A 16,991-nucleotide genomic window follows, 5' to 3' on the forward strand; every position below is an offset into this window, starting at 1 on the left:
GGTAGTTACCGGCCCGCGCGAGCGGGCCGGGTAGTACTTGCCCGCGTCAGGAGCGGAGGAGCTCGTCGATCTCGTGGGGCTTCATGGGCTTGGCGAAGAACCAGCCCTGACCGGTGTCGCAGCCGATCCGGTGCAGGCGCTTGGCCTGCGCCGGGGTCTCCACGCCCTCGGCGGTGACGCCCAGCCGCAGCGCGTGGGCGAGCTGGACCAGGGTGGACACGATCTGCGCGTCCACCGGGTCCTCCTCGTCCGCCGCGCGCAGGCCCTCCATGAACGAGCCCGCGATCTTCAGCTCGTGCACCGGCAGGTGCTTGAGGTAGGCCAGGTTCGAGTAGCCGGTGCCGAAGTCGTCGATGGCGATGCGCACGCCCATCTCCGACAGCGCCCGCAGCGCCTCCAGCGGCTCGTCGGCGGTGCCCATGATGGCGCTCTCGGTCAGCTCCAGCTGCAGGTGGTGCGGGGGCAGGCCGGACTCGTCGAGGATGCGCTTGACGTCGCGCACCAGCTCCGGGTCGCGGGACTGCCGCACGGCCAGGTTCACGCTGACGAACGGCGCGGCGTCGCCGAACTCGTCCAGCCAGCGCCGCCCCTGCTCGCAGGCCCGGCGCAGCACCCACCGGCCCAGCGGCACGATCAGCCCGGTCTCCTCGGCCAGCTCGATGAACCGGTCCGGGGCGAGCCTGCCGAACTCCGGGTGCTGCCAGCGCACCAGCGCCTCGACGCCGACCACGGTGGCGTCCTCCAGCCGCACCAGCGGCTGGTAGTCCACGTAGAACTCGTCGCGCTCCAGCGCCGCGGGCATGGTCGCGGACAGCGTGAAGCGGGCGACCTCCTTGGCGTTGCGCTCCGGGTTGTACAGCGCCCAGCGGGACTTGCCGTCCGCCTTGGCCCAGTACAGCGTGATGTCCGCGTCGCGCATCAGGTCCGCCGCCGTGGTGCCGGACAGCTCCCGCTCCACGATGCCGATCGACGCCGACACGGTCAGCTCGTGCCCGCCGATGCGGATCGGCGACTCCAGCTCGCGCAGCACCCGGTCGGCGACCTCCACGATGTCGCGGGTGCCCGACGAGCCCTCCACCAGGATCACGAACTCGTCGCCGCCCATCCGCGCGACCAGCTTGCCCTCGCCGGAGACCGAGTGGTCCAGCCTGCGGCCCACCTCCACCAGCAGCTGGTCGCCGGTGTCGTGGCCGAGGCTGTCGTTGATCACCTTGAACCCGTCCAGGTCCAGGTAGCACAGGCCCGCCCGGCGGCGCTGCTTGTTGTTGAACACCCGGCCGAGCCGCTCCAGGAACAGCGCCCGGTTGGGCAGGCCGGTCAGCGGGTCGTGCAGCGCCTGGTAGCGCAGCCGGTTCTGCAGCAGGTGCCGGTCGGTGACGTCCTCGATCATCGCCACCTGGTACTGCGGCTCGCCGTGGTCGTCACGCACCAGCGACAGCGTCAGGTGCGTCCACACCTGCTCGCCGTCGGCCCGGCGGAACCGCTTCTCCGCCCGGTAGTGGTCGCACTCGCCCGCGGTGAGCTGGTCGTAGAGCCGCCAGGCCGCGCCGCCGTCCTCCGGGTGCATCAGGTCGCGGATGTTGTACTGGCGCATCTCCTCGACGCTGAACCCGAGCATGTCCTGCAACGCCTGGTTCACGTCCAGGATGCGGCCCTCGATGTCGGCGATGCCGATGCCGATCGCGGCCTCGGTGAACATCGCCCGGAACCGCGCCTCGCTGGCCCGCAGCGCCGCCTCGGCCTGGTCGCGGGCGTCCAGCACGGCCGCCCGGATGGCCTCCTGCTCGGCCAGCGTGCGCTCGCGCAGCGCCCGCGCGTAGCCGGCGGACAGCGCGCCCTGCAACGCGGCCAGCCGGGAGCGCATCAGCTCGTCGGCGGGGATGCCCAGCGCGGCCAGCAGGTCGTCGCCCAGCAGCTGCACGGTGCGGCCCAGCGTGTCGGTGCCGGTGAAGTGCGCCTCCACCAGGCGGGCGCCGATCTCGTAGCCGGGGGCGGTGCGGAACGGGTTGGCGTGCAGCGCCCGCACCAGCACCTCGGTCAGCGCCCGCAGGTGCTCGGCGACTTCCGCCCTGGTCATCGGGACGTAGCTGCTGCCGATGACGGCCGTGGCCCACGTGCGCGCGAAGGACTCCGCCCCGGCCAGCAGGGTCGGGTCGAAGTTCGATCGTCCTGCCGCCACCCGGTGGTCAACCTGTTCCGTCATGTCCGCCGGCCTACCGCCACGAACCGAGAGGATACGACCGGTCGCCGCGCGCAGTCGACCATCAGGACTTCCGTCCCACGCCGCCGAAGCCCAGGAAGTGGGCGGCGTTGTCGTCGAGGTCGTCGGGCGAGTCCGGCCGCCACAGCGGCAGCCGGGCCACCCCCGGCTCGACCAGCTCGAAGCCGTCGAACAGCGCCTCCACCTCGTGCCGCGTGCGGTAGGTCAGCCGGGTGACGCCGCGGTCGTACTCGCCGCGGGCCTCGTCCCAGGCCGGGTCCCACTCGCCCTCCTCGTAGCCCGCGTGCGACATGGCCAGGTAGCTGCCCGGTGGCACGGCGTCGCGGTAGGCGGCGACCATGCCGTGCGGGTCCTGATCGTCGGGCATGAAGTGCAGCAGGGCGACCATCAGCACGCCCACCGGCCGGTCGAAGTCGAGCAGCTCGGCCACCTCGGGCGACTTGAGCACCGACGGCACGTCGCGCACGTCCGTCTGCAGCACGTTGACCAGCGGGTTCCCGGCGAGGATGGCGCGGCTGTGGGCGACCGCCACGGCGTCGACGTCGACGTAGACCACGCGCGCGGCCGGGTCCACCGACTGGGCGATCTCGTGCACGTTGCCCACGGTCGGGATGCCCGAGCCCAGGTCGAGGAACTGCCGCACGCCCTGGTCGAGCAGGTAGCGCACCGCGCGGCGCAGGAACGCGCGGTGGTTGAGCACCACGTCGCGCACGATCGGCGCGTCCGCGAGGACCTTGTTGGCGACCGCGCGGTCGGCCGCGAAGTTGTGCGCCCCGCCGAGCCAGTAGTCGTAGACCCGCGCGATGCTCGGACGCTCCAGGTCGATGTCGCCCGGTGCCCAGTTCGGCCGCTCGTCCACTTGGCTCTCCCGACTCGCGCAGTCGCGTGACCCACACATCATGGGCCAACCCGGTGAGTTAGCACACCGCTGTGTTGCTACCAGGTGCGTTTCGGTGACCGCCGCGTCGTGCACCCGGAAGAATGCCGCCCTTGTGGACTACCTGTGGATCGTGGGCGCGGTGGTGGTAGCGGCGGCGTTCGCGCTGCTGGTGGTGCAACAGCGGCGCGGGCAGAGCCTACTGCTGCCCGCCCTGGTGGGGTCGGTGGGGGCGTTCGTGCTGGTGGCGGGCTGGTTGTTCGTCCTGGACCCCGGCACCACGAAGAACGAGGCCATCAAGACCGGCGGTCTGGCGGGCGGCTCGGTGGTGGCGCTGTACGCGCTGTGGCTCAACGACCGGCGGCGGCGCACCGACGAGGCGCGGCAGGACATCGAGGTCAAGCGGCAGCAGTTGGAGGACGCGCGGGCGGAGCACGACCGGTCGCGGGTGGCCCACGAGAGATTCGCCCGTTCGGTGGAACTGCTGGGGCACGAGGCGGAACAGGTCCGGGTGGGCGCGATGCACGCGCTGGCGGGCCTGGCGCGGTCGCGCGAGGAGTACGCGCAGACCGTGCTCGACGTGCTGTGCGCCTACCTGCGGCGGCCGTTCGGGCCGTCCGGCGAGGACGGCCCGGCCCCGGTGGACGAGCGGGTGGACGAGCGGGAGCTGGAGGTCCGGCTGACCGCCCAGCGGCTGGTCGCCGACCTGCTGCCGCGCGCCGACCAGGCCGACGCCCCCGTCTACAACCTGGACCTGACCAGGGCTTACCTGAGCTTCTTCGACCTGTCCCACCGGCAGGTCGGCAACCTGGTGCTGCGCGCGGCGCGGCTGCACGAGTCGAACTCGTTCCACCACGTCGTGGTGCGCGGCGGCGCGTGGTTCACCGACGCCTACAGCCACGGCAAGATCCACCTGCACGACGCGGTGTTCCACGGCAAGGCGTGGTTCAGCCGGTTCCGCTGCCGCAGGCGCGCGGACTTCTCCCGGACCCGCTTCCTCGGCCCGCACAAGTTCGCGGGCGTGGAGTTCCGGGAGGCCACCACGTTCGAGAACTGCGTTTTCACCCAGCCGATCGATTTCAGCGAGGCCCGCTTCCTCGGGGGTGTCGACCTGCGGCCCGCCACGCCGACCATCGCCCGCACCCACGCCATGTACGTGGCGACCGACGAGGAGAACCTGCTGCCCGAGGGCTGGGTGGTCGACCGGCGGGACGACGGCACCGGCCTGGTGAGGAGCTGACGTGCGGGGACGGTGGCTGCTCGCGGTCAGCGTGCTCGCCGCGGTGCTGGTGACCGCGGCGACCACGGCGGTGCTGCTGCTGGTGGAGCCGAAGCTGTCCAAGGCCGAGGCGGTCAAGACCGGCGGGCTGGCCGGGGGCTCGGTGGTGGCGCTGTACGCGCTGTGGCTCAACGACCGCCGCCGCCGCACCGAGGAGGCCCGGCACGAGCTGGAGAGCGACAAGGTCGCCGACGAGCGGTTCGCGCGCGCCGTGGAGCTGCTGGGCGACGAGGCCGACCAGGTCCGGGTCGGCGCGCTGCACGCGCTGGCCAGCCTGGCCCGCACCACCCCGCGCTACAAGCAGACCGTGCTCGACGTGCTGTGCGCCTACCTGCGCCGACCGTTCTCGCACCCCAGCTACGCGAAGGAGGCCGCCGACCCCGCGCGGTCGGACGGGGAGCACGTCGGGGAGGAGGACCGCGAGCGCCAGGTGCGGCTGACCGCGCAGCGGCTGATCGCCGACCTGCTGCCGTGGGGCCGCGACCCCGACCCCAACCGCTACCACCTGGACCTGACCGGCGCGAGCGTGGAGTACCTGCGCCTGGAGGGCCGCCGGGTGGGCAGGCTGGTCGCCCGGCGCACCCGGTTCTACGGCATCACCGCGTTCGCCGAGGTCGACCTGTCCAAGCCCGCGCTGTTCACCGGCGCGCGGTTCCACGGCCGGGTGGCCCTGCGCGAGGGGAGGTTCACCGGCGGGATCTCCTTCGAGAGCGCGGAGTTCCACCACGAGGTCGACTTCAGCGGGGCCGAGGTGGGCGCGTTCCTCGACCTCAACACCGCCCCGCCGGAGCGCCGGGTCGGGGAGCTGGCGGTGCTGCCGGGGACGAACGTGAAAGGGCCGAAAACGGGGTGGGCGCTGATCACACGCTGAGCGTTGGACAGCGCGGTGGGGCGAGCGGAGGCTGGAGCCCACAGCACTACCAACGGAGGTAACCACACATGCGGACTCGCCGAATCGGAGGAGTCGAGGTCAGCGCCATCGGCCTGGGCGCGATGCCGATGTCGCTGGACGGACGCCCCGACCGCGAGCGGTCGATCGGCACCATCCGGGCGGCGGTGGAGGCGGGCGTCACCCTGATCGACACCGCCGACGCCTACTCGGCCGACGACCGGGACTTCGGGCACAACGAGGAGCTGGTCGCCGAGGCGCTGCGCGGGCTGGACGCGCGGGTCATGGTCGCCACCAAGGGCGGCCACACCCGCACCCCCGGCGGCGGCTGGGGCCTCAACGGCCGCCCCGACTACCTGAAGTCGGCGTGCGAGGCGTCGCTGCGCAGGCTGGGGGTGGAGGCCATCGACCTCTACCAGTTCCACCGGCCCGACCCGGACGTGCCGATCGCCGAGTCCGTCGGCGCGCTGGCCGAGCTGCTGGATGAGGGCAAGATCAAGCTGGCGGGCGTGTCCAACTTCGACCCCGCGCAGATCAGGGAGGCCAACGAGGTGCTCGGCGGGCGCCTGGCCTCGGTGCAGAACCAGTTCTCCCCGGCCTTCCGCTCCAGCGAGCCGGAGCTGGAGCTGTGCGCCGAGCTGGACATCGCGTTCCTGCCGTGGAGCCCGCTGGGCGGCATGGGCGCGGCGGGCGAGCTGGGCTCGCGGTTCACCGCGTTCGCCGAGGTGGGCCGGGAGCGCGGGATCAGCCCGCAGCGGGTCTGCCTGGCGTGGATGCTCGCCAAGGCCCCGCAGGTCGTGCCGATCCCCGGCGCTTCGCGGGCCGCGAGCATCACCGACTCCGCCTCGGCGGCCGAGGTGGAGTTGACCAAGGAAGAGCTGGACCGCCTGGACGGGTGACGCCCCCCGGATGCGGCGGCGGCGGAAAGACCGGACGCTCTAGACCGGGAGTACCAGCGCCGCCGACCGAACGGGGAGTCGATGACCTCGCACACCCGTCCGCGTTCGCGGTCCGCCCGCACGGGCGGGCCGCTGCGCGAGGTCCGGCACTCCCGACCACGAGGGGGTGGGCCGTGTCGCGGCCCACCCCCTCGTCGCGCGCGCAGCCACCAAGGGGGACTTCACCTGCTCGATGGCCACCCGTGCCCGGTCGCCATTGCTCCGTCCTCGTGACCAATTAACACGAACCCTGGCCATCTCGTTAGGAATGCAGCACACTGCTGCCTCGAGTCACCCCCCTGCACTGGCTCGACCCGAGGAGTCGCACGATGAGAACGCTCTTTCGCTGCGCCGCCCTGGTGGTCGCGACCACCACCACCGCCCTGCTCACCGCGGTCGTCCCGGCCCACGCGGGCCTCGAAGAGGACCACCCGATGGGCTCGCAGATCGCCAAGCACGAGGGGCACGGCGACCAGCGCATCGCCATCGACACCGACCCCGACGCCCAGGCCGCGGTCTACGGCATCGACGTCAGCGGCCACCAGGGCAACGTCGACTGGGCCGCCCAGTGGCACGCGGGCAAGCGGTTCGCCTACGTCAAGGCCACCGAGGGCACCGGCTACACCAACCCGTACTTCGCCCAGCAGTACAACGGGTCCTACAACATCGGCATGATCCGCGGCGCCTACCACTTCGCGCTGCCCGACCGCTCCGGGGGCGCTGCCCAGGCCAACTACTTCGTCGACAACGGCGGCGGCTGGTCCGGCGACGGCAAGACGCTGCCCGGCGCGCTGGACGTGGAGTACAACCCGTACGGCAGCACCTGCTACGGCCTGTCCGCGTCGGCGATGACCGGATGGATACTCGCGTTCAGCGACACCTACCACGCGCGCACCGGGCGCTGGCCGGTCATCTACACCTCCACCACCTGGTGGAACCAGTGCGTCAACGGCGACTTCAGCAGCACCAACCCGCTGTGGGTCGCCCGCTACGCCTCCACCGTCGGCACGCTGCCCCGAGGGTGGAGCGTCTACACGATCTGGCAGTACTCGTCCACGCCCATCGACCAGAACGAGTTCAACGGGGCCTACGACCGGCTCCAGGCACTGGCCAACGGCTGATCCGACGGCGAAGGGGCTCCCCGGCGCATCCGCGCCGAGGAGCCCCTTTGCCGTCAGTGGAACAGCGTCAGTCGAACAGCGTCAGTCGAACAGGGCCGGGAGGGTGCCCTCCCAGGCGGCGCGCAGCTCGTCCAGGCCCAGCTCGCCCAGCCCCTGGATCTCCAGGGCCTTCGACTCCGGGTCCACCACGCCCACCTTGCGCCACGGCAGGCCGCGCGCGGTGCACATGTCGGTGAACCGCAGCTCCTCGGTGCGCGGCACGGCCACCAGCACCCGGCCCGCGGACTCGCTGAACAGCTCGGTGAACAGGTCGCCCTCCAGGAAGACCCGCGCCCCGGTCTCACCGATCAGGCACGCCTCCACCAGCGCCTGCGCCAGACCGCCCTCGGACAGGTCGTGCGCGGCGGACAGCATCCCGTCCCGCGAACCCGCCACCAGGATCTCGCCCAGCAGCTTCTCCCGCGCCAGGTCCACCTTCGGCGGCAGCCCGCCCAGGTGGCCGTGCACGTGGTGGGCCCACTCCGAGCCGCCGAACTCCTCGCGCGTCTCGCCCAGCAGCAGCAGCGTCTCGCCCGCCTCGGCGCCGATCCCGGTCGGGATGCGCCGCCGCACGTCGTCGATCACGCCCAGCACGCCCACCACCGGCGTCGGCAGGATCGCCGTCGAGCCGGTCTGGTTGTAGAAGCTGACGTTGCCGCCGGTGACCGGGATGCCCAGCTCCGCGCAGCCGTCCGCGAGGCCCTTCACGGCCTGCTCGAACTGCCACATCACCGCCGGGTCCTCGGGCGAGCCGAAGTTCAGGCAGTTGGTCACCGCGACCGGCGTCGCGCCCGAGGTGGCCACGTTCCGGTACGCCTCGGCCAGCGCCAGCTGCGCGCCCGCGTACGGGTCCAGCCTGGTGTAGCGGCCGTTGCAGTCGGTGGCCAGCGCCACGCCGCGCTGGGTCGACTCGTCGATCCGGATCATGCCCGAGTCCGACGGCTGCGCCAGCACCGTGCCGCCGCGCACGTACCGGTCGTACTGCTGGGTGACCCAGCGGCGCGAGGCCAGGTTCGGCGACGCGGCCATGGTCTTGACCAGCTCCAGCAGCTCTTCCCTGGCGGGCCGGGGCAGCGCGTCCGGGGTGTTGGCCCGCAGCTGGTCCTGGTCGGCGGGCCGCTGGACGGGCCGCTGGTAGACCGGACCCTCGTGCGCCACGGTGCGCGGCGGCACGTCCACCACGACCTCGTCGTGCCAGGTGATGACCAGCCGGTCGCCCTCGGTCACCTCGCCGATCTCGGTGGCGATGACGTCCCACTTGGCGCAGACCGCCATGAAGGCGTCCACGTCCTCCGGCCGCACCACCGCGCACATGCGCTCCTGCGACTCGCTGGAGAGCACCTCGGCGGGCGTCATGCCGGTGGCGCGCAGCGGCACCCGGTCCAGCCACACCCGCATGCCGCCGTCACCGGCGCTGGCCAGCTCGCTGGTCGCGCAGGACAGGCCCGCGCCGCCCAGGTCCTGGATGCCCACCACGAGGCCGGACCCGAACAGCTCCAGCGAGCACTCGATCAGCACCTTCTCCGTGAACGGGTCGCCCACCTGCACGCTGGGCAGCTTCTTGCGCTTGCCCGCGCTGTCGTCGAAGGTCTCGCTGGCCAGCACCGACACGCCGCCGATGCCGTCCAGGCCGGTGCGCGCGCCGTAGAGGATGACCTTGTTGCCCGCGCCCGATGCGTGCGCCAGGTGCAGGTCCTCCACCCGCATCGCGCCCACGCACAGGGCGTTGACCAGCGGGTTGCCCGCGTAGGACGGGTCGAAGACGACCTCGCCGCCGATGTTGGGCAGGCCGAGGCAGTTGCCGTAGCCGCCGACGCCGGCCACGATGCCCGGCAGCACCCGGCGGGTGTCCGGCGCGTCGGCCGGGCCGAACCGCAGCGGGTCCATCACGGCCAGCGGACGCGCGCCCATCGCCAGGATGTCGCGCACGATGCCGCCGACACCGGTCGCCGCGCCCTGGTAGGGCTCGACGTAGGACGGGTGGTTGTGGCTCTCCACCTTGAAGGTGACCGCCCAGCCGTCGCCGATGTCCACCACGCCCGCGTTCTCACCGATGCCCGCGAGCATCTTCTCGCGCATCTCGTCGGTGGTGGTCTCGCCGAAGTACTTCAGGTGCACCTTGGACGACTTGTAGGAGCAGTGCTCGCTCCACATCACCGAGTACATGGCCAGCTCGGCGTCCGTGGGCCTGCGGCCCAGGATCTCCCGGATGCGGGCGTACTCGTCGTCCTTCAGGCCCAGCTCGCGGTAGGGCTGCTCGACCTCGGGCGTGGCCTCGGCGTTCTTGACGGTGTCGACCTGGTTCACGCGCTCACCACCGCGTCCAGCAGGGACAGGAAGATGCCGAGGCCGTCGTCGCTGGGCCCGGTCAGGGCGTCGATGGCGTGCTCGGGGTGCGGCATGAGCCCGACCACCCGGCCGTTGGCGCTGGTGATGCCCGCGATGTCGTTGCGCGAGCCGTTGGGGTTGCCGCCCGCGTAGCGGAACACCACCCGGCCCTCGCCCTCCAGCTCGTCCAGGGTGGCCTGGTCGGCCTGGTAGCCGCCCTCACCGGACTTGAGCGGCACCAGGATCTCCGCGCCCTCGTCGTAGCGCGTGGTCCACGCGGTCTCGTTGTTCTCGACCTTGAGCCACTGGTCGCGGCACACGAAGTGCAGCTTGTCGTTGCGGGTCAGCGCGCCGGGCAGCAGGTGCGCCTCGCACAGGATCTGGAAGCCGTTGCAGATGCCCAGCACCGGCATCCCCCGCTTGGCCGCCTCCACGACCTCGCCCATGACCGGCGCGAACCGGGCGATGGCGCCCGCGCGCAGGTAGTCGCCGTAGGAGAAGCCGCCGGGCACGACGACCGCGTCCACGCCCTTGAGGTCGGCGTCGGCGTGCCAGAGGGCGACCGCCTCACCGCCCGCGTAGGCCACCGCGCGCGACGCGTCGACGTCGTCGAGCGTGCCGGGGAAGGTGATGACCCCGACCCTCATGCCTCCACCCGCCGAACCACCCAGTCCTCGATGACCGGGTTGGCGAGGAAGTTCTCCGCGATCTTGGCGAGCGTGGCGTCGTCGACGTCGTCGGCGACCTCCAGCTCGAAGTGCTTGCCCTGGCGGACGCTGGTGACACCGGCAAAGCCGAGGCGGGGCAGCGCGTTGGCCACCGCCTGTCCTTGCGGGTCGAGGATCTCGGGCTTCGGCATGACGTCGACGACGACTCGGGCCACGACAGGCTGCTCCAAGGTAGGAGGGCTGGCGGTACTGCCGAAGCCTACCTGAGCTGGGTGTTCATCAACTTCACAGGTGTGGGGCGGCCCACGTTCACCGGAAATCACCCGATCGTGAGGAGGTGGTCCGGGGAGGGGTTTTGTTAGAGTAAGTCTTGCCAAGGCCCCGTAGGCCGAGGAAGTGGACCCAGCCAACGTCCGGACGGTCGACGGCTGGGTTTCGCGCTTTCTAGGACCAGTCGTCCAGGTCGACCACATCGGCGATCACCCGCTGAGCACGCCGCAGCCAGTCCCCTCCGGCTCCGTAGGACCACGCGACCGCGTCGGCGATCCACAGCAGTCGCTCCTGCGTGCTGACCATGTGCTCGTAGGTCATCTGCGATTCCTTCGGCAGCTTGCCCAGCGCCGTGCGAATGGTGTGCACGTCGTTGATGTCACGGTCCTCCCTGGTGTCGAGCACCAATCGCACGGCACCCGAGTCGAGCAGGTCACGGGTCAACGCCGCCAGGCACTCCTGCCGAGCGACTTCGCTGTGCTTGCCGCAGGTTCGCCGGTAGATGCGCACGCGCGCACCCTCGGCGCACAACCTCGCCATGATCAACCGCCTGCGGGCGGGCGTTTCCTTCTTGAAGTGCAGTTCGGCTTGTCCCGGCAGCAGCAGCGTGCGCAGTGCGCCGCGAAGGAGTGCCAGATCCTTCGGGTCGACGATCGCCGCAGCCAGCAAGTAGGTGCCGTTGCGGATCGACTCGTCGACAAACGCGTGGGTACTCACACGTGGTCAATCGGCACCACGCCGTTCCCCCCGAACTTGATACCCACGATCGGGTGGTGTTCACCATCGGCTGACGTGGTGGCGGGACCTCGCGACGGCCCGCAGGGCGGGGTCATGCGGACCCCGGTGCTGGGCGGGACGGTCTTCCTCGGCAAGGCGGTGGCGGTCGAGGTGCTGGCGCGCCACGGCGTCAGCCCGTGGTCGGGGCCGAAGTCGCTGCCGCTTTGGCTGCCGCTGTGGCTGCCGCTGTGGCTGCCGCGCGGCCACGCCGCGATGGGCTGAGCCCGTGTTGCGGCTCGCCCGCACGGGCGTAGAACTCCGACCATGCGGATAACGCACTTCGGGCACTCGTGCCTCCTGGTGGACACCGGCTCGGCACGCCTGCTGTTCGACCCCGGCGGGTACTCCTCCGGCTTCGAGGTGGTGGAGGAGCTGGACGCGGTGCTGGTCACCCACCAGCACCCGGACCACCTCGACCCCGAGCGCCTGCCCGCGCTGCTGGCGGCCAACCCCGGCGCGCGGCTGGTGCTCGACCACGGCTCGGCGGAGCCGCACGAGGACCTGGGCCCGCTGGTGGCGCGGCCGGGCGACGTGCTGGAGCTGGCGGGCGCGACCGTGCACGTGCTCGCCGCCGACCACGCGCCCATCCACCCGGCCGTTCCGGTGCCGCCCAACGTCGGCTACCTGGTCGACCACGGCGCGTTCTACCACCCCGGCGACTCGCTGGCCGTGCCCGAGCAGCGAATCGACGTGCTGGGCCTGCCCGCCGCCGGGCCGTGGATGAAGGTGTCGGAGGGCGCGGACTTCCTCGCGGCGGTCGGCCCGCGCGTGGCCATCCCCATCCACGAGGCCGTGCTGGCGGTGCCGGAGCTGCACTACCGCGTGCTGGCGGGTACCGCGCCGGAGGGCGTGGAGTTCAGGGTGCTGCCGCGCGGTGAGTCGATCGAGCTGTGACCGCAAGCAGCAGGCGGTAGGTGGTGGGCTCGGCGGCGTGCGCCAGCGCCAGGTCGACCGCGTCCAGGACCGCCTGCCGGGGGCCGAGGCGGTCCAGGTCGGCGGCGTCGACCGCGACCCGGACCAGCGCGCCCCGGCGCAGCGCCCGCCGCACGCCCAGCAGGTACCGCCAGTGGTCGCCGCCGACCCGGCGCACCCGCCCCGGCAGCACCGCGCCGGCGCGCAGGTCGCGCACGCCCGCCGCGTCCGCGCACAGCGCGAACCGGTGCCGGGCCAGCGCCACCAGCGCGCCCGCCGAGACCGCCCAGCCGGGCGGCGCGAACAGGTCGGTCGCCAGGCCGAGCCGGGCGAACGCCGCCCGCGCCGCGATCAGCCGCAACCCGGCCTCGTGCGCGGGCAGCGCGGCGAACTCGGCCCGCCTGCGCGGTGAGAACGGGTCGGCCCGCAGGTCGCTGCCGTGCTGGACCAGCGCGTCGCCTGCGCGCAGCCGCAGCCGCACCCAGTCCAGCGCCTCCCCCTCCACCGCCCGGCGCGGCGCCAGCAGCAGCGACAGCGGCACCGACCGGCGGTCCAGGTCGGCGGCCAGCTCGACGCACCGGGCGAGCGTGCTCGGCCCGATGCCGGACAGCGAGACCACGAGGCGCGCAGCCATGCCACCAGTGCGCCGCACCGCGGTGTCGTCGAGCTGACGGCCAGGTGGCTCCCCGGTGCGGACCTGGCGAATTCCCTAGGCGATCCAGTCCGCGAACGACAGGCCGGTGATCCGCTCGTACGCCTCGACGTAGCGCGCCCTGGTCGCGGCCACCACGTCGTCGGGCAGCGGCGGGGGCGGGGTGTCGCCCGCGCGGTCCCAGCCGGAGGCGGGCGAGGTCAGCCAGTCGCGCACGAACTGCTTGTCGAACGACGGCTGCACGTGCCCGGCCCGGTAGCCCTCGGCGGGCCAGTAGCGGGACGAGTCCGGCGTGAGCACCTCGTCGCCCAGCACCAGCTCGCCGTCCGGGCCAAGGCCGAACTCGAACTTGGTGTCGGCCAGGATCACCCCGCGCGACCGGGCGAACTCGCGCCCCGCCGAGTACACCCGCAGCGTGGCCTCGCGCAGCGCGGCGGCCAGCTCCTCGCCGACCTGCGCCTGGACGTGCTCGAAGCTGACGTTCTCGTCGTGCGCGCCGATCTCCGCCTTGGTGGCGGGGGTGAAGATCGGGGACTCCAGCTCGGACGCCTCCACCAGGCCCTCGGGCAGCCGGACCCCGCACACCGCCCCGGTCTCCCGGTACTCGGCCATGCCCGACCCGGTCAGGTAGCCGCGCGCGACGCACTCCACCGGCAGCATCTCCAGCCGCCGCACCAGCAGCGCCCGCCCCCGCACCGACGCCGGGATGCGCGGGTCGTCCCAGGCCACCAGGTGGTTGGGCACCAGGTCGGCGAACCGCTCGAACCAGAACACGCTCATCGCGGTGAGCACCCGCCCCTTGTCCGGGATGGGCGTGCTCAGCACGTGGTCGTAGGCGGAGATCCGGTCCGACGCCACGAACAGCAGCAGGTCGTCGTCGACCGCGTGGACCGAGCGGACCTTGCCGGTGGCGACCACGGGGTAATCAGCGAGCTCAGGCACGCGCGCAGCCTACTTGTCCCAGCTCATGGGCACGGCTCGCCGCCCGGGGCAAGATTGCGCCATGCGTTCCGCCGCTCTGATCCTCACCGCCACCGCGTTCGCCGCCAGCGCCTGCGCGCCCGCGGACCAGCCCCAGCAGCCCGCGCCGAACCAGGTCGACGGCGCCGCGTGCACCAAGGCGGAGCTGAAGACCCTGCAGCCGGGCAAGCTCACCTTCGGCACCGACCAGCCCGTGTACGAGCCGTGGTTCGTGGACGACGACCCGTCCAACGGCAAGGGCTTCGAGTCCGCCGTGGCCTACGCGGTGGCCGGGGAACTGGGCTACGCCAAGGAAGACGTGACGTGGACGCGCGTGCCGTTCAACGCCGCCATCCAGCCCGGCCGGAAGTCCTACGACCTCGACCTCAACGAGTTCTCCATCACCGAGGAGCGCAAGCAGGCGGTCGACTTCTCCGCGCCCTACTACGACGTGGGCCAGGCGGTGGTCACCCTGGCCTCGTCCAAGGCGGCGACCGCGACCACGCTGGCCGACCTGCGCAAGGTCAAGGTCGGCGCCCAGGTGGGCACCACCAGCTACAACGCCGCGCAGCGGCTGCAGCCCGAGCAGCCCGTGGCGGTCTACAACACCAACGACGACGCCAAGGCCGCGCTGCGGGCGGGCCAGGTCGACGCGCTGGTGGTGGACCTGCCGACGGCGTTCTTCATCACCTCCGCCGAGCTGGAGGGCGGCAAGATCGTCGGCCAGATCCCGCCCGGCGACGGCAAGCCCGAGCAGTTCGGCATCGTGCTGGACAAGGGCAGCCCGCTCACCGGCTGCGTGTCGCTGGCGGTCACCCGGCTCAAGGAGAACGGCAAGCTCGCCGAGCTGGAGCGGGAGTGGCTGGCGGGCGCGGGCACCGCGCCCGAGCTGAAGTGACCGGGGTGGTCCGCGCCGGAGTGGTCAGCGAGCTGCACCGGGAACGGCTGGCCTACCGGCGTTCCCGGTCCCGGCGGTCCACCGCGATCGCCCTGGTCTCCACGGTCGTCTTCGCCGCGCTGGTGTGGGTGGCGGTCACCGGCTCACCCGGCTGGCCGCGCGTGCGCCAGTCGTTCTTCGACCCCGCGACGGCGTGGCGCGCGCTGCCCGCCGTGCTGGACGGGCTGTGGCTCAACCTGCGCGTGCTGGTGGTGTGCGAAGTCCTGATCCTGGTGCTCGCGGTGGGCGTGGCGGCGCTGCGCACGCTGCGCGGACCGGTGTGGTTCCCGGTGCGGGCGCTGGCCACCGGCTACGTCGACCTGTTCCGCGGCCTGCCGCTGATCATCCTGCTGTACCTGGTCGGCTTCGGCCTGCCCGGCCTGCGGCTGACCGGCGTGCCCAACGACCCGGTGGTGCTCGGCGGCATCGCGCTGGTGCTGACCTACACCGCGTACGTGGCCGAGGTGTTCCGCGCGGGCATCGAGTCGGTGCACCCCTCCCAGGTGGCCGCGGCGCGGTCGCTGGGCCTGGGCTACCGCAAGACCATGCGGCTGGTGGTGCTGCCGCAGGCGGTGCGGCGCGTGCTGCCCGCGCTGCTCAACGACTTCGTGGCGCTGCAGAAGGACTGCGGGCTGATCTCGGTGCTGGGCGCGGTGGACGCGGTGCGGGCGGCGCAGATCCAGCAGGCGCAGTCGTTCAACTTCACCCCGTACGTGGTCGCCGCGCTGCTGTTCGTGCTGCTGGCGATCCCGTCGGGCAGGCTCGCCGACGCGCTGTCGCGGCGGGTCGCCGACCGGCAGGGGGCGCGATGAGCGAGCCGGTGCTCAGCGTGCGCGGACTGGTCAAGCGCTACGGCGAGCGGACCGTGCTGGACGGCGTGGACCTGGACGTGCGCGAGCACGAGGTGGTCGTGCTGATCGGGTCGTCGGGCTCGGGCAAGTCGACCCTGCTGCGCTGCGTGGACCTGCTGGAGGAGCTGGACGACGGGCAGGTGCTGCTCGACGGCCGGGACGTGTCCGACCCGCGCGTGGACGCCGACGTGGCGCGGCGCGCGATGGGCGTGGTGTTCCAGGCGTTCAACCTGTTCCCGCACATGAGCGTGCTGGACAACGTGACGCTCGCCTCGCGCGTGGTGCACGGCGTGCCGCGCGAGCAGGCCGAGCGGCGGGCGCGCGAACTGCTGACCAGGGTGGGGCTGGCCGAGCACGCGACGGCCTACCCGGACCGGCTCTCCGGCGGGCAGCAGCAGCGGGTGGCCATCGCGCGGGCGCTGGCGCACGAACCGAGGCTGCTGCTGCTCGACGAGATCACCAGCGCGCTCGACCCCGAACTGGTCGGCGAGGTGCTGGCGCTGGTCAGGGAGCTGGCCGGGCAGGGGCGGACCATCCTGATGGCCACCCACGAGATGGGCTTCGCCCGGCAGGTGGCCGACCGGGTGTGCTTCCTGGACGGCGGCAGGCTGGTGGAGTCCGGGCCGCCGGAGCAGGTGCTGGGCGACCCGGTGCACGAGCGGACGCGGCAGTTCCTGCGGCGGGTCATCGACGCCGGGAGGCTGTAGGGCGGGAGCCGCGGGTGGCGGTCGGGCGCTTGGGTATCCGGGGTGCGGCGCTTACTCTGCACCCCGTGGTCGAACGGAAGGCGCTCTGGACCCCCGCCGCCAGCGGCGGGCTGCTCGTGCTGCTCCTGGCCACCGCGTGCGGCGGCCCCGAGGCGTCGCCCGCACCGCCCCCCGCGCCCAGCACCACGACCGTCACGACGACGGTCAGCGCGCCCGTTCCCCCGGTGGAGAACATCTCGGTGCGACCCGCTCCGACCACGCCACCACCCACCGTCGCGGGCACCACCGCGCCCCCGCCCCCGGCGGCGACCAACCAACCGCCGCCCGTCCAGCCCGCGCCCGCGCAGCCGACCGCCGTCGAGCCGCCGCCCCCGTCGACCCAGCCCACGCGGGGGCAGGTCGCCATCGAGGGCTTCCCGTGCAAGCAGCAGGGGGACACCGCGACCGACCCGGCCGGTCGGCCGCTGGTGTGCCAGGAGTCCCGCCTCGGCCGCCTCCGCTGGGCCCGCGCCTGACCCCACCCCCGCGAGTCGAACGCTCAGAACCCCTGAGTTCGTCACTCAGG

At 72.5% G+C, this 16,991-nt stretch carries 18 protein-coding genes; 10 read left to right on the top strand and 8 right to left on the bottom strand.

Annotated features, from left to right (window positions below):
* Positions 1-46: 46 nt before the first annotated feature.
* Together JOF41_RS29220 and JOF41_RS29225 are read right to left on the bottom strand one after the other, a co-directional pair.
* Positions 47-2,203 carry a putative bifunctional diguanylate cyclase/phosphodiesterase gene (locus tag JOF41_RS29220; RefSeq protein WP_189227016.1) on the bottom strand — a complete coding sequence of 719 codons (2,157 nt, stop codon included), beginning with the start codon at positions 2,201-2,203 and terminating at the stop codon, positions 47-49.
* Between the two features lie 61 nt (positions 2,204-2,264).
* Positions 2,265-3,080, bottom strand: a complete 816-nt coding sequence (locus JOF41_RS29225) for an SAM-dependent methyltransferase (RefSeq protein WP_209623278.1) — start codon at positions 3,078-3,080, stop codon at positions 2,265-2,267.
* Between the two features lie 94 nt (positions 3,081-3,174).
* On the opposite strand from JOF41_RS29225, the gene JOF41_RS29230 reads away from it, so the two are divergent.
* The 4 genes from JOF41_RS29230 (at position 3,175) to JOF41_RS29245 (ending at position 7,325) form a co-directional block, all read left to right on the top strand.
* On the top strand, positions 3,175-4,338 hold the full coding sequence (locus tag JOF41_RS29230) for a pentapeptide repeat-containing protein (protein WP_229796281.1): 1,164 nt from the start codon (positions 3,175-3,177) through the stop codon (positions 4,336-4,338).
* 1 nt (position 4,339) lies between these two features.
* Positions 4,340-5,248, top strand: a complete 909-nt coding sequence (locus tag JOF41_RS29235) for a pentapeptide repeat-containing protein (protein WP_209623280.1) — start codon at positions 4,340-4,342, stop codon at positions 5,246-5,248.
* A 68-nt stretch (positions 5,249-5,316) separates the two neighbouring features.
* On the top strand, positions 5,317-6,165 hold the full coding sequence (locus JOF41_RS29240; protein ID WP_209623282.1) for an aldo/keto reductase: 849 nt from the start codon (positions 5,317-5,319) through the stop codon (positions 6,163-6,165).
* A gap of 368 nt (positions 6,166-6,533) precedes the next feature.
* Entirely contained in the window at positions 6,534-7,325 is a 792-nt protein-coding gene (locus tag JOF41_RS29245; RefSeq protein ID WP_189227011.1) for a lysozyme, read from the top strand.
* 81 nt (positions 7,326-7,406) lie between these two features.
* Here JOF41_RS29245 and purL read toward each other — a convergent pair whose 3' ends face one another.
* The 4 genes from purL to JOF41_RS29265 all read right to left on the bottom strand — a co-directional run bounded on the left by purL (position 7,407) and on the right by JOF41_RS29265 (position 11,347).
* Positions 7,407-9,671 (bottom strand): phosphoribosylformylglycinamidine synthase subunit PurL, encoded by a 2,265-nt coding sequence (gene purL / locus JOF41_RS29250; RefSeq protein WP_209623283.1) that lies wholly within the window; start codon positions 9,669-9,671, stop codon positions 7,407-7,409.
* Entirely contained in the window at positions 9,668-10,339 is a 672-nt protein-coding gene (gene purQ, locus JOF41_RS29255; RefSeq protein WP_189227009.1) for a phosphoribosylformylglycinamidine synthase subunit PurQ, read from the bottom strand. The genes purL and purQ overlap by 4 nt, the downstream gene beginning before the upstream one ends.
* Positions 10,336-10,575: a phosphoribosylformylglycinamidine synthase subunit PurS gene (purS, locus tag JOF41_RS29260; RefSeq protein WP_189227008.1), complete on the bottom strand. Its 240-nt coding sequence runs from the start codon at positions 10,573-10,575 to the stop codon at positions 10,336-10,338. Before purS ends, purQ begins: the two co-directional genes overlap by 4 nt.
* A 229-nt stretch (positions 10,576-10,804) precedes the next feature.
* Complete coding sequence (locus JOF41_RS29265) at positions 10,805-11,347, bottom strand: hypothetical protein (RefSeq protein ID WP_189227007.1); 543 nt, start codon at positions 11,345-11,347, stop codon at positions 10,805-10,807.
* A 75-nt stretch (positions 11,348-11,422) separates the two neighbouring features.
* Between JOF41_RS29265 and JOF41_RS29270 the strand changes: the two genes are divergently transcribed.
* Both JOF41_RS29270 and JOF41_RS29275 read left to right on the top strand, forming a co-directional pair.
* On the top strand, positions 11,423-11,629 hold the full coding sequence (locus JOF41_RS29270) for a hypothetical protein (protein ID WP_209623285.1): 207 nt from the start codon (positions 11,423-11,425) through the stop codon (positions 11,627-11,629).
* Between the two features lie 42 nt (positions 11,630-11,671).
* The gene (locus tag JOF41_RS29275) at positions 11,672-12,301 is read left to right on the top strand and encodes an MBL fold metallo-hydrolase (RefSeq protein ID WP_209623288.1); all 630 of its coding nucleotides are present in this window, start codon (positions 11,672-11,674) and stop codon (positions 12,299-12,301) included.
* Here JOF41_RS29275 and JOF41_RS29280 read toward each other — a convergent pair.
* The gene (locus JOF41_RS29280) at positions 12,264-12,953 is read right to left on the bottom strand and encodes a DUF2334 domain-containing protein (RefSeq protein WP_209623290.1); all 690 of its coding nucleotides are present in this window, start codon (positions 12,951-12,953) and stop codon (positions 12,264-12,266) included. The two genes, JOF41_RS29275 and JOF41_RS29280, sit on opposite strands and share 38 nt — an antisense overlap.
* 75 nt (positions 12,954-13,028) lie before the next feature.
* Positions 13,029-13,913, bottom strand: a complete 885-nt coding sequence (locus JOF41_RS29285; RefSeq protein ID WP_189227003.1) for a phosphoribosylaminoimidazolesuccinocarboxamide synthase — start codon at positions 13,911-13,913, stop codon at positions 13,029-13,031.
* A gap of 61 nt (positions 13,914-13,974) precedes the next feature.
* Here JOF41_RS29285 and JOF41_RS29290 point away from each other — a divergent pair, with 61 nt between their 5' ends.
* From JOF41_RS29290 to JOF41_RS29305, 4 genes are all read left to right on the top strand, one after another.
* Complete coding sequence (locus tag JOF41_RS29290) at positions 13,975-14,829, top strand: ABC transporter substrate-binding protein (protein WP_189227002.1); 855 nt, start codon at positions 13,975-13,977, stop codon at positions 14,827-14,829.
* Positions 14,826-15,680, top strand: coding sequence for an amino acid ABC transporter permease (locus tag JOF41_RS29295; protein WP_189227001.1), 855 nt, complete (start codon positions 14,826-14,828; stop codon positions 15,678-15,680). The genes JOF41_RS29290 and JOF41_RS29295 overlap by 4 nt, the downstream gene beginning before the upstream one ends.
* Positions 15,677-16,426 (top strand): amino acid ABC transporter ATP-binding protein, encoded by a 750-nt coding sequence (locus JOF41_RS29300; RefSeq protein ID WP_209623292.1) that lies wholly within the window; start codon positions 15,677-15,679, stop codon positions 16,424-16,426. Before JOF41_RS29295 ends, JOF41_RS29300 begins: the two co-directional genes overlap by 4 nt.
* 65 nt (positions 16,427-16,491) lie before the next feature.
* Positions 16,492-16,941, top strand: a complete 450-nt coding sequence (locus JOF41_RS29305; protein WP_189226999.1) for a hypothetical protein — start codon at positions 16,492-16,494, stop codon at positions 16,939-16,941.
* Positions 16,942-16,991 lie beyond the last annotated feature (50 nt).

The organism is Saccharothrix coeruleofusca, assembly GCF_017876325.1.
Taxonomy (GTDB): Bacteria; Actinomycetota; Actinomycetes; order Mycobacteriales; family Pseudonocardiaceae; genus Actinosynnema; species Actinosynnema coeruleofuscum.

Excerpts from the sequence above, each read along its gene's own strand:
- JOF41_RS29220 (WP_189227016.1), bottom strand. The coding sequence starts at position 2,203 with ATGACGGAACAGGTTGACCACCGGGTGGCGGCAGGACGATCGAACTTC.
- JOF41_RS29240 (WP_209623282.1), top strand. The coding sequence starts at position 5,317 with ATGCGGACTCGCCGAATCGGAGGAGTCGAGGTCAGCGCCATCGGCCTG.
- JOF41_RS29245 (WP_189227011.1), top strand. The coding sequence starts at position 6,534 with ATGAGAACGCTCTTTCGCTGCGCCGCCCTGGTGGTCGCGACCACCACC.
- purQ (WP_189227009.1), bottom strand. The coding sequence starts at position 10,339 with ATGAGGGTCGGGGTCATCACCTTCCCCGGCACGCTCGACGACGTCGAC.
- JOF41_RS29275 (WP_209623288.1), top strand. The coding sequence starts at position 11,672 with ATGCGGATAACGCACTTCGGGCACTCGTGCCTCCTGGTGGACACCGGC.
- JOF41_RS29280 (WP_209623290.1), bottom strand. The coding sequence starts at position 12,953 with ATGGCTGCGCGCCTCGTGGTCTCGCTGTCCGGCATCGGGCCGAGCACG.
- JOF41_RS29290 (WP_189227002.1), top strand. The coding sequence starts at position 13,975 with ATGCGTTCCGCCGCTCTGATCCTCACCGCCACCGCGTTCGCCGCCAGC.
- JOF41_RS29300 (WP_209623292.1), top strand. The coding sequence starts at position 15,677 with ATGAGCGAGCCGGTGCTCAGCGTGCGCGGACTGGTCAAGCGCTACGGC.